Consider the following 11,657-nt stretch of genomic DNA (forward strand, 5'->3'; position numbering starts at 1 on the left):
ATTTCTTCGATGTTTGCGCACCAACACGATCCATTTCTAGTGCCCAATTGCAAGCCAATTGCGCGACTCTGGGCGCAACTGGAGGAGTAACTGCTATGCACATCGGATGCCCAACTGAGATCAAGGCACAAGAATACCGTGTCGGCCTGACACCCAATGCAGCGCGCGAGGCTGTAACTCATGGTCATACTGTCAGCGTGCAAGCCGGTGCCGGAAAGGGTGCTGGTTTCGATGATGCCGACTATGTGGCGGCAGGCGCGCATATCCTGGACACGGCAGAGGAAGTCTTTGCCGCCGCAGACATGATCGTGAAGGTGAAAGAGCCCCAAGCGGTCGAGCGCAAGATGCTGCGCGAGGGACAGTTGTTGTTCACCTACCTGCATCTGGCCCCGGATCCGGAACAGACCCATGACCTGCTCGCGTCCGGCTGCACCGCCATCGCGTATGAGACCGTGACTGACACCAATGGCGGGTTGCCCCTGCTTGCCCCCATGTCAGAGGTGGCAGGCCGCCTGGCCCCGCAAGTCGGTGCATGGACCTTGCAGAAGGCAAATGGCGGGCGCGGCGTGTTGATGGGCGGCGTGCCCGGTGTCGGGCCTGCCAAGGTGGTCGTGATCGGAGGCGGTGTTGTCGGCACGCACGCAGCCCGCGTTGCCGCCGGTATGGGCGCTGACGTGACGGTCCTGGACCGGTCCCTGCCCCGGATGCGTTACCTGGATGACGCGTTTTCCGGCCTTTTTAAGACAAGCTACGCCAGTGCGGGCAATACCGCCGAACTGGTGGCGGAGGCCGACATGGTGGTTGGCGCGGTCCTGATCCCGGGCGCCGCAGCGCCCAAGCTGGTGACGCGTGATCAGCTATCGACCATGAAACCCGGAGCTGCCATTGTCGATGTCGCGATCGACCAGGGCGGCTGTTTTGAAACGTCCCGCGCGACCACGCATGACGATCCGATCTACGATGTCGACGGGATCATGCACTATTGCGTGGCCAACATGCCCGGTGCCGTTGCCCGCACATCAACCATCGCCCTTGGCAACGCAACGATGCCGTTCATGCTGGCACTGGCGGACAAGGGCTGGCGTCAGGCCTGCGAGGATGACCCGCACCTGCTGGCCGGACTGAATGTGCATGCCGGGACACTGACCTACTACGCCGTTGGCAAAGCGCTGGGCATCGACGTGGTTGCCCCCAACCTTGCCCTCAAACAATAAGAAAAAGGCCGCTCGGATTGCACCGGGCGGCCCCACTTGGTCTTGTTGCGGTGTTGAGCCTTACTTGGCCAGAGCGTCGCGGATCTCGAGCAACACATCCAGTTCGGACGGACCTGCTGGCGCTTCTTCGGCGGGCTCTTCCGGCTTCTCTGCTGCCGCTTTGACCTTGTTCACGTAGCGCACCAACATGAACACCACGAACGCGATGATCAGGAAGTTGATCACGGCCATCAGAAACGCGCCATAGGCAAACACGGCTGCCCCGGCTTCGCGGGCCGCTTCCAGCGATGCGCCCTCGGCCACATCACCCGCCAGAACCGCATAGTTGTTAGTGAAATCCAGTCCACCCGTAAACAGACCGATGATCGGATTGATCAGATCACCAACCAGCGATGTCACGATGGCGGTAAAGGCCGCACCGATGATGATCCCCACGGCCATGTCCATGACATTGCCCTTGGCGATGAAATCCTTGAATTCGTTTAGCATATCTAGTCCCTCGTTGGCTTCCACACGCTCTATTTTGTTTTGATGTGCGCGTGCAAACACTGGTTAACACATCTTCCCACATGACAAAGCCTATTTTGGGGGGAATTTCGCCTATGTGGGACCCATCATTTCAAGGAGACGACCCATGGCTGACCTCAGCGCCTTTCCCATCACGCAGAAGTGGACCCCCAAGGATCCATCCGTTCTGCAACTGTTTTCGTTTCCAACGCCGAACGGCGTGAAGGCGTCCATCGCACTGGAAGAGATGGAGATCCCCTACGAGGCGCATTTGGTCACGCTGTCGGATGCGGATGTAAAAAGCCCCGAATTCCTGTCGCTCAACCCCAACAACAAGATCCCGGCGATCATTGATCCAAATGGCCCGGATGGCACGCCAGTCGGCCTGTTCGAGTCCGGTGCGATTCTGATCTACCTTGCGGAAAAGTCGGGCAAGCTGATTGGCGAGACGGCCAGCGACAAGGCCCGGACGATCCAATGGCTCATGTTCCAGATGGGCGGTGTCGGTCCGATGCTCGGTCAAATGGGCTTCTTCCTGAAATTCGCCGGCTCCGATTGGGAGGATAAACGCCCACAAGAGCGGTACGTCAACGAATCCAAACGCCTGCTGTCCGTCTTGGACAAGGAACTCGGCGACAAGGACTGGATCACCGGGCAATATTCCATCGCGGATATCGCGATCGCACCCTGGCTCAACGCCCTGAACTTCTATGGTGCAAAGGAGATGATCGGTTGGGACGACCACAAAAACCTTGCAGCCTACCTTGATCGCTTCATGGCCCGCCCGGCCGTGGACAAGGCCAAGAACATTCCGCCACGCCCCTGACCCCTTCTTCTGGCTGAAAATACCTCGGGGGTTTGGGGGCTGGCCTCCAATACGGAATGGTGTCGCGCAGCGTCTATTGGATCACGCTGCGCGCATCTCGGCGCTGATCTTTTCTGCCATCATGATGGTGGGGGCGTTCGTGTTCCCGCCAAGCAGGCGCGGCATCAGAGAGGCATCGACAACCCGCAGCCCCTCAACACCATGCACCCGGCCCGCAGCGTCCGTTACTGCCATCTCGTCCTGTCCCATCCGGCACGTGCCAACCGGGTGATAGATCGTATCTGCGCGCGCCCGAATGTCAGCCTCCAACCCCGCATCGCTGCCGTCATGGGGATAGAGTTGCGTGCCGCGCCATGGCTCCAGCGGTGGTGCGGTCAGTATGCTCTCCATCTGTCGTGCACCTTTTATCATCACATCCAGATCACGCCGGTCGGTCAGATAACCGGGGTCAATCAACGGCGGTTTTGACGGATCAGCAGAGTGCAGACCAACATGGCCCCGGCTGTGCGGGCGCAGCACACAGACATGGCAGGAATAGCCGAACTTCACATGTATCTTGCGCATGTGCTGGTCCACGATGCCCACAACGAAATGCAGTTGCAGATCAGGGCGGTCAACAGACGGATCGGAGCGCAGGAAAGCCCCCTTCGGCGAAGGGTGACGCGAACATGCCCGACCCGTCCTTGCGCCATTGCAACCCCGCCTTGGCCAACGCCATCAAGCCCTTGGGACCCAGCCCCACAACGTCATCGCGCTTGGAATGGTAGCTGATGATATAGTCCAGATGGTCTTGCAGGTTCTGCCCGACCCCAGGCAGTTCATGGACCGGTTCGATGCCGTGCGACGCCAGTTCATCGCGCGGACCGATCCCGGACAAGAGAAGCAGTTGGGGCGATCCAAATGCACCACCAGACAGGATGACCTCCCGCCCCGCCGTGACCAGCTTCACCTTGCCTTGATGTTTGATGCGTACGCCAACCGCGCGCGTGCCATCTATTTCCACCTTATGCGCCATGGCGCGTGTCAACACGGTCAGGTTCGTCCGCGCCAGAACATTTTCCGGCAGATAGGCCGCCGCGGCCGAGCACCTCTCGCCCTTGGCCGTGCCGGAATGGTGCTGCGTCACTTGGTACAGACCCACACCCGCCTGCTCCGCATCATTGAAGTCATCGGTGACACGCAACTGCTGTTGCGCGCCGGCCTCGATAAAGGCGTTCGTGATCGGGCGCGGATCGGACTGCTCGGCGACTTGCAACGGCCCACTATCCCCATGCAGATCATCCGCACCGCGCACATTGCCCTCTGACCGTTTGAAATAGGGCAGCACGCTGTCCCAATCCCACCCGTCGGCGCCCAGCTCCGCCCATTCATCATAGTCGCGCTGATGCCCGCGCACGTACAGCATCGCGTTGATGGCACTCGACCCGCCCAATGTGCGGCCACGCGGTTGAAACCCACGCCGTCCATTCAATTCGGGCTGCGGTTCCGTGTGAAAAGCCCAATTGTTGATCTTGGGTCTGCCAGAGATCATGCCCGCCACCAGCGCAGGCGCGCGGACAAAGATGTCGCGCCCCGAGCCACCCGCCTCGATCAAGCACACCGACACTGTGGAATCTTCACTCAGTCGCGACGCCATCACGCATCCCGCTGAGCCACCACCAACGATCACGTAGTCGAATTTCATCTGCGCGTCTCCCTTTCAAAAAGGCTAAGAGCGCACCCGAAGCGTTACAAGTGTGACCCAGGGTCGGCGGGTGGGCGCATTTCGGGCCAGAGGCCCGGAACAGTGCCACCAGGCGACCTATCCGGGCAAAGAGCCAGTGAGCACATAGCGCAATACATCCACCACCTGCCCGGGCTCTTCGGCCACGGCCAGGGCTGCTGCATCCACCTCTTTCAAGGCGTGGGCATGATCGGGGCCATGCAGGATGATCAACGACTTGCCCAGTGCCGCAGCATACCCGGCATCAAAGGCGGCATTCCATTGCTTGTACTGGTCACCAAAGCGCACTACGACCACGTCCGCGTCCGCAATTCCCTTGCGGGTACGGATGGCGTTCACCATCGCGCCCTTGTGATCATGCCAGTACTTCTTGTCTTCGGCCCCAAGGATCGCAACACCGCAATCATCGCTTGAAGCATGATCAGTCACCGGCCCGGAAAAGGTCACATCAAGGCCCTGTGCGCCATCTACTATCTGCTCTCGCCAATCGGTATGAATTTCCCCGGACAGGTATACGTTCAGCATCGCAGTGCTCCTTTGTTCCCAGCTGGACCTAACCTGCGTCTGACAGGACCAAAAACAAGGGTCAAGGACGGCGGGCCACAACAAAATGACTGGGAGGGCGCAGGGGATAGTTTCCTGTCTCAACAATCTCGAACCCCGCACGGACAATCCGCGCCTCGAGGCTCTTGATGGTTTCGAAGCGGACAAACGGCGCTTTGCCAAACAGTTGCATCAGCGGAATGAGCCGTTTCAACAACCCGAACTTCAACCCAAGCGACCGCTCACCAATACAGGGCGTTTTCGAGATAAAGACGCCGCCCGGCACCAATAGATCGTGCACACGCGCCATTGCGTCGTCAACGCGGTCCACAAGGTGAAACAGGTTGAACCCCAGGACAACATCAAAGGATCCGTCCGCCAATGCGGGACTGAACGTGTCGGCCTGCATGAAGCGCACGTTGTCCACACCTATCTTCGCTTCTGCCTGTGCGATCATGCCTTTGGAAAAGTCGGTGGCAAGGATTGATCCCGCATGTGGTGCAAGCTTGAGCGCCGTGCTGCCGGTGCCACAGCCCAGCTCCAGCACCCGGTCCGTCGGCTTGAGGTAAGAGACAACCCGCTCAAGTGTCTGTTCATATGCATCCGGGTCGCTGATCGGTTGTGCCGCGTATTTGACCGCCAACTTGTCCCAGAATTGTGCGTTCGGTTTCATCATCTATCTCCTTCACCACTGCATATATAGGTGACTTCAGGCGCAATAAATTGACGAATTTCGCAACATGTATATACAAATCTGCATGGATCGAGGGTTTGACTGGACGCATCTGCGCGCATTTCTGGCAACGGCCGAAACCGGGTCACTGTCCGCAGCCGCCCGACAACTTGGTCTGGCCCAGCCCACGATCGGGCGACAGGTCAGTGCGTTGGAGGACGCGTTGCGCCTGACCCTGTTCGAACGCACATCCCGTTCCATGACGCTGACGGATGCAGGCCGTGACCTGTTGATTGAGGCGCGCAAGATGGGCGATGCCGCCGCCCGCATCACCGTCATGGCACAAGGCCGGACGCAAGGGTTGGACGGCATAATCCGCGTCACGGCCTCTGACATGATGAGCGCTTATGTCCTGCCCGATACCTTGCTGAAACTGCGGGACCTTGCCCCGCGCCTGCGCGTTGATGTGATTGCCGCCAACGACATCCGCGATATCCTCAAGCGCGAGGCCGACATTGCCATCCGCCATGTTCGCCCGACCGAAGCTGACCTGATCGCGCGCAAGATTGGCGACTCGTCAGCGCATCTTTACGCCTCCAAGTCTTACGTGGCGGCTCGCGGCTCGCCCAAAACGGTTGAGGATCTGAAGGAACACGACTTCATCAGCATGGCCGACGATGACGCCTTTGTCGCGGCCATGGAAGAATATGGCATCCCCGTAAGCCGCGCAAACTTGCGCTCCGGTTCCACCAGCGGAATCACCACATGGGAGCTGTTGCGCAAAGGTTTCGGTATTTTCCCAATGTCGGATCACATTGGTGATCAGTTCGATGATGCAGTCCGCCTGCTGGACGGTGTCACCGACCTTAGTTTCCCGGTGTGGCTGGTCACCCACCGCGAACTGCACACAAGCAAACGCATTCGCCTTGTCTTCGACCTGCTCGCGGAGATGCTGAGCGAAACCTGATCCGCCCCTTCATCTTGCCAGATAAACTTCGGGGGGTCTGGGGGCTGGCCCCCCAGTGCCGGACCTATCCGCGCAAGCTGCCGCCTGTCGCCTTGGTGACCTTATCGACCACCTTCTGCGCCACTGCTTCGATGTCGGCATCCTTGAGGGTTGCATCCTTGGGTTGCAAGCGCACGGTCAGGGCCAGGGATTTCTTGCCCTCACCCAAGGAGCCGCCGATGAACTCGTCAAAGATGCGGACATCCTCGATCAATGCCTTGTCTGCGCCCATGGCCGCGTTGACCAGCGTCAGAGCTTCGACCTCTGCGTCAACGACAAAGGCAAAGTCACGCTCGACCGCCTGCAGGTCGCTGATGTCCAGTGCGCCCTTGTTGGCCCCTGCCTTGCGCGGCAAAGGCACCTCTGCGGGCCAGAGGGTGAAGGCCATGGCAGGCCCTTTCACATCCATCGCCTCAAGGAAACGGGGGTGCAGTTCGCCGAAGATGCCCAGCACCTTCTTGGGACCAAGGCAGATCTTGCCGTGACGGCCCGGGTGCCACCAGCCTTGCGCGCCGCGCAGGATCTGCACCTTGGCCGGTGCGCCGATGGCCGACAGGATCGCTTCGGCATCTGCCTTGACGTCGAACACGTCGACGGGTCGCGACGCGCCGTGCACGTCCTTGGGTCCCGTCCGTCCGACAAGCAGGCCCGAGACCAGCAGGTGCTGTTCCCCCGGCTCACCGCCGTTGAAGGCCGGGCCGACCTCGAACAGAGCAAGATCGGCAAAGCCGCGTGCCTGATTGCGCGCTGCGGCTTGCAGCAGACCGGGCAGAAGTGCCGGGCGCATGTGGCTCATGTCGCTGGAGATTGGATTTTCCAGCATCGTCGCATCATCACCGCCGCCGAAGAGTTTGGCGGAGGCCTGATCGATGAAACTGTAGGTGACGCATTCATTGTAGCCCAGCGCCGCCGCTGTCCGGCGCGCGATCTGCTCGCGCCGCTGGATAGGTGTCATCACCGGCTTCGGCACACCCGGCGTCAGCCGTAGCAGGGGCTTGCCCTGCAGCTTGGTCAGCGACGCGACCCGGGCGACTTCCTCGACCAGATCGGCCTCGCCCATCACATCGGGGCGCCAGCTTGGCACGTGGGCCATGTCCCCTTCGAGCTTGAAACCGAGGGCGGTCAGCGTCTGGCGCTGTTCGCTTTCATGGATGTCCATGCCGACAAGGCTTTGCACCCGCGCGGCGTCCAGTTTGTACGCGCGACGCGTGTCCGGCACGGCCCCTGCGCCGATCATGCTGGAGGCGGTTCCGCCTGCATGGTCGAGGATCATGGCACATGCATGGTCCAAGCCCACCGGCGTGAAGGCCGGGTCGACACCACGCTCAAAACGGTAGCGCGCATCGGAGTTGATCTTGAGCGCGCGACCCGTATAGGCAATCTGCACCGGGTCCCAATAGGCGCTTTCGACAAAGACGTTCACCGTCTCTTCGGTGCAGCCCGTTTCGGCACCGCCCATGATGCCCGCAATGCTTTCGGGTCCGTTGTCATCCGAGATGATCATCTGGCCGGGCTGGAACGTGTAGCTTTTTTCATCAAGGGCGGCGATTTCTTCGCCGCCCTTGGCGCGGTGCACGCGCAAATTCCCGGCCACCTTGTCTGCGTCAAAGACGTGCAGGGGACGGTTCAGGTCGTAGGTGAAATAGTTGGTCACATCGACGAGGAACGAGATCGGGCGCAGGCCGATGGCGCGCAGGCGGTCCTGCAACCACGCCGGGCTTGGTCCGTTCTGAACACCCCGAATTAGTCGCCCGAAGAACGCGGGGCAGCCATCGAGCGTATCGTCATCAATGCTGATCGTAATGTCCGAGACAAAGGCGCCCTCGACTTCAGGAACCGGGTTCGGACGCATGGTACCCAAGCCACGGGCGGCCAGATCGCGCGCGATGCCGCGCACGCCCAGCGCGTCGGGGCGGTTGGGGGTGATTGCGATCTCGATCACCGGATCGACCTTGGCCGGGTCGTTTTCGGCCAGCCAATCCACAAAAAGGTCGCCGACCTCTCCCGAAGGGAGTTCGATGATACCGTCATGTTCCTCGGACAGCTCCATCTCACGCTCGGAAGCCATCATGCCGAAGCTTTCAATGCCTCGGATCTTGCCCACGCCGATGGTGGTGTCGATGCCGGGGACATAGACGCCCGGCTTGGCGACCACGACCGTGATCCCCTCGCGCGCATTGGGCGCGCCGCAGATGATCTGTTTCTCACCCTCGTCCGTGGCGACCTGGCACACGCGCAGGCGGTCGGCGTCGGGGTGTTTTTCCGCGCTCAGCACCTTGCCGATGGTAAAGTCGGCCAGCTTTGCCCCGCGATCCTCGACCCCTTCGACTTCCAGTCCAAGGTCGGTCAGCGCATAGGTGATCTCGTCCACCGTGGCGGTGGTATCGAGGTGCTGCTTGAGCCAGCTGAGCGTGAATTTCATGGGAGCGTCCCCTGCATTCCAGTACGGGCCTGCAATGGCAAAGATCGAGCCAAGGTGCAAGCGCGGGGCAGTGAACGCCCCGCCTTGCGTGTCAGGGATACACAGGCTCTCGGCCCAGAAGCTCATCCAGCTGCCGTGCGATCCAGCCGTGCGGAATGAAATGCCCGCCCGGATGGACATCCAGCGTCACCTTGATGCCCGCCTCACATTTCTGCCATTCAGTGCGTGAGAGCGAAAGAAATTCGACGGCTGCCCAGTCGCCACCATCCGTCTGCGCATCTGTACATCCCAAATGGTCACGCCAGAGCGATACGGGATACGTGGTGTCCCCATCGGGGCCATATGGAAAATCAAGCACGTTGTCGTTGAGCCCATGCACATGGCGCGCCTCGCGCGGGGATTGCGCGCAGTCCTCGGACAGATCAATGGTGCCCGAGATCCCCAGAAGCGCCCGCACGTTCATGTCCGTGCCGCGATCGCAGGCCACACGCCACGCCATGATGGAGCCGTAGGAATAGCCCGACAGATAGATGTTATCGGTGTCGACCGGATAGCGCTTGATCACGTCCTCGAGCACGTCGGCTGCGAATTGCACATCCTCGGTTTCAGGTGACCACATGTTCCAGGTCTCGCGATTGCCATTGGGCGCGATCAGCAGGACCCCGCGCCGCCGGGTGGCACCCGAAATACGCTGGTGCTGTACGGGCAGTGCGCCGGTGCGTTGCCAGCCGTGGAAGTGGATCAGAACCGGCATGGGCGTTTCCCCGTCCCATCCGTCTGGTTCTTTGACGTGATAGGAGCGGTCACCCAATGCGCACGGCACCTCCAGATGGCAGGTGTCGCGTTGCCACGGCCCCATGGCAGCGGACGGCAGAGCCCAAACAAGAGCAAGGAAGAAGATAAGACGTGTCATTCGCCGCACGCTACGCAGATACGCCTGCGTGTCACGTCACATTGTCGTGGTCATCGCGGTTGCGCCGCTGGATCGCGTCGAGCCAACGATCAATCAGCAGGATGGGGGCCAGCACGATGGTCCAGCCGGTAGCATTGATCAGGGTGAAGGTCAGCTTGAGATGCGTGGGCATGTCAGAGCGCCACAGGAAGATGTGAGCGATCACGATCAGGGTGACGAGGAGGATGACGATGGCACGACGCATGGGGTCAAGGTAGCGGCACCGTGCAACGAGACAACATGGGCCAATGCGCGCCCCGGTGGCCAATCGGCCCTCCGGGGGGATTTTTTGAAACAGGGAAGGAATGGACCGACGTTTAGCGGCTCAGCCCGCCGTGCAATGTGGGAACATCCAGTGCCGCAAAGCCGTAGTGCCGCAGCCAGCGTAGGTCGCTGTCAAAGAAGGCGCGCAGGTCCGGGACGCCGTATTTCAGCATCGCGATCCGGTCGATGCCCATGCCAAAGGCAAAGCCCTGCCATTCGTTGGGATCGATCCCGCCTGCCTCAAGCACTTTGGGGTGCACCATGCCGGACCCGAGGATTTCAAGCCAGTCGTCGCCTTCGCCCACCTTGAGCGTGCCGCCTTCCCACGAACAGCGGATGTCCACCTCTGCCGACGGTTCGGTGAAGGGGAAGTGCGAGGCGCGGAAGCGCAGGTCGACGCCGTCCACCTCGAAATAGGATTTCACGAACTCTTCCAGCACCCATTTCAGGTTCGCCATCGAGATATCCTTGTCGATGGCGAGGCCCTCGACCTGGTGGAACATGGGGGTGTGGGTCTGATCATAGTCGGCGCGATAGACACCACCGGGACAGATGATGCGGGTGGGCGCGCCAGTGGCTTCCATCGACCGGATCTGCACCGGCGAGGTGTGGGTGCGCAGCACGTGGGGCGGGCGATTATCGCCTTCGGCCCGGTGCATGTAGAACGTGTCCATCTCGGCCCGCGCGGGGTGGTGGCCGGGAATGTTGAGCGCGTCGAAGTTGTACCAGTCGGTGTCGATCCGCGGCCCTTCGGCAACGGAGAAGCCCATTTCGGCAAAGATGGCCGTGACCTCTTCGGTCACCTGGCTGATCGGGTGGATGGTGCCGCGACGCTGGGTGCGGGTGGGCAATGTCACATCCAGCCATTCAGACCGCAGGCGTTCGTCCAGGGCGGCATCCGCAAGGGTCGCTTTTTTCGCAACCAGCGCGCTGTTGATTTCATCCTTGAGGGCATTCAACGCGGGTCCAGCCACTTGCCGTTCCTCGGGCGTCATCTTGCCCAGTTCGCGCATCTTGAGGGCGACTTCGCCTTTCTTGCCAACAGCCGCGATGCGAATGTCTTCCAAAGACGTCTCGTCTGCCGCGTCCGCGATCTGTGTCAAATACTTGGCTTTGAGGTCGTCCATGACGTGCTCCTTTATTCGGTGCCCTGCTACCACAACGCAGCGGGATGGCAAACACCGACAAGATGCATGTAAGCCGTTCAATAACGTGCACAATAATACGATATTTAGCCCAAACTTCTTTTCACAACACTGTATGTGGTGTAGGCAGGATCAGATTGCAAAGACACGCGTTCAGGAAGCTTGATGGCACCCATTATGTATTCGCACCGGCTGAAGTCGGTTCTGCAGCACAGTGTGCGCGACCTTGGGTTAACGGTTGTTCTGGATGATGGCCGATCCGAGGTCAGCCTGAGCGAAAACGAGGCCATGATCCGGGAAACCGCATCGCTTCTTGGCATCCAGGTTCATTTCGAAACAAACGAAAACAGTGTGTCCGTTACGTTTTATCAGTGAGTTTGTC

Annotated in this window: 11 protein-coding genes and 1 pseudogene; 4 read left to right on the forward strand and 8 right to left on the reverse strand. The window is 60.4% G+C overall.

Annotated elements, in window-relative coordinates; translation table 11 throughout:
• Positions 1 to 95 precede the first annotated feature (95 nt).
• On the forward strand, positions 96 to 1,214 hold the full coding sequence (gene ald, locus ACZ1HN_RS21925) for an alanine dehydrogenase (RefSeq protein WP_472729030.1): 1,119 nt from the start codon (positions 96 to 98) through the stop codon (positions 1,212 to 1,214).
• Positions 1,215 to 1,274: 60 nt separating this feature from the next.
• Here the strand turns inward: ald and mscL are convergent, their stop codons facing one another.
• Complete coding sequence (gene mscL, locus ACZ1HN_RS21930) at positions 1,275 to 1,703, reverse strand: large conductance mechanosensitive channel protein MscL (RefSeq protein WP_299208613.1); 429 nt, start codon at positions 1,701 to 1,703, stop codon at positions 1,275 to 1,277.
• Between the two features lie 145 nt (positions 1,704 to 1,848).
• On the opposite strand from mscL, the gene ACZ1HN_RS21935 reads away from it, so the two are divergent.
• Complete coding sequence (locus tag ACZ1HN_RS21935) at positions 1,849 to 2,547, forward strand: glutathione S-transferase family protein (protein ID WP_472729031.1); 699 nt, start codon at positions 1,849 to 1,851, stop codon at positions 2,545 to 2,547.
• Between the two features lie 81 nt (positions 2,548 to 2,628).
• Here the strand turns inward: ACZ1HN_RS21935 and ACZ1HN_RS21940 are convergent.
• From ACZ1HN_RS21940 to ACZ1HN_RS21950, 3 genes and pseudogenes are all read right to left on the reverse strand, one after another.
• A pseudogene (locus ACZ1HN_RS21940) lies at positions 2,629 to 4,231 on the reverse strand (GMC family oxidoreductase).
• Positions 4,232 to 4,348: 117 nt separating this feature from the next.
• Positions 4,349 to 4,795 (reverse strand): YtoQ family protein, encoded by a 447-nt coding sequence (locus ACZ1HN_RS21945; RefSeq protein ID WP_472729032.1) that lies wholly within the window; start codon positions 4,793 to 4,795, stop codon positions 4,349 to 4,351.
• Positions 4,796 to 4,856: 61 nt separating this feature from the next.
• Positions 4,857 to 5,489 (reverse strand): class I SAM-dependent methyltransferase, encoded by a 633-nt coding sequence (locus tag ACZ1HN_RS21950; RefSeq protein WP_472729033.1) that lies wholly within the window; start codon positions 5,487 to 5,489, stop codon positions 4,857 to 4,859.
• Positions 5,490 to 5,571: 82 nt separating this feature from the next.
• Here ACZ1HN_RS21950 and ACZ1HN_RS21955 point away from each other — a divergent pair, with 82 nt between their 5' ends.
• Positions 5,572 to 6,453: a LysR family transcriptional regulator gene (locus ACZ1HN_RS21955; RefSeq protein ID WP_299599868.1), complete on the forward strand. Its 882-nt coding sequence runs from the start codon at positions 5,572 to 5,574 to the stop codon at positions 6,451 to 6,453.
• Positions 6,454 to 6,517: 64 nt separating this feature from the next.
• On the opposite strand, the gene pheT is transcribed toward ACZ1HN_RS21955, so the two are convergent.
• From pheT to pheS, 4 genes are all read right to left on the reverse strand, one after another.
• The gene (gene pheT, locus ACZ1HN_RS21960; RefSeq protein ID WP_472729364.1) at positions 6,518 to 8,914 is read right to left on the reverse strand and encodes a phenylalanine--tRNA ligase subunit beta; all 2,397 of its coding nucleotides are present in this window, start codon (positions 8,912 to 8,914) and stop codon (positions 6,518 to 6,520) included.
• A gap of 91 nt (positions 8,915 to 9,005) precedes the next feature.
• The gene (locus ACZ1HN_RS21965) at positions 9,006 to 9,827 is read right to left on the reverse strand and encodes a CE1 family esterase (RefSeq protein ID WP_472729034.1); all 822 of its coding nucleotides are present in this window, start codon (positions 9,825 to 9,827) and stop codon (positions 9,006 to 9,008) included.
• Positions 9,828 to 9,858: 31 nt separating this feature from the next.
• Positions 9,859 to 10,071 (reverse strand): phenylalanyl-tRNA synthetase subunit beta, encoded by a 213-nt coding sequence (locus ACZ1HN_RS21970; protein WP_472729035.1) that lies wholly within the window; start codon positions 10,069 to 10,071, stop codon positions 9,859 to 9,861.
• A 112-nt stretch (positions 10,072 to 10,183) separates the two neighbouring features.
• Complete coding sequence (gene pheS / locus ACZ1HN_RS21975) at positions 10,184 to 11,257, reverse strand: phenylalanine--tRNA ligase subunit alpha (RefSeq protein ID WP_472729036.1); 1,074 nt, start codon at positions 11,255 to 11,257, stop codon at positions 10,184 to 10,186.
• A 183-nt stretch (positions 11,258 to 11,440) separates the two neighbouring features.
• Between pheS and ACZ1HN_RS21980 the strand changes: the two genes are divergently transcribed.
• Positions 11,441 to 11,650 (forward strand): hypothetical protein, encoded by a 210-nt coding sequence (locus ACZ1HN_RS21980; RefSeq protein WP_299208629.1) that lies wholly within the window; start codon positions 11,441 to 11,443, stop codon positions 11,648 to 11,650.
• Positions 11,651 to 11,657: the final 7 nt, after the last annotated feature.

It is taken from the genome of Tateyamaria sp. GN1-10, assembly GCF_055693845.1.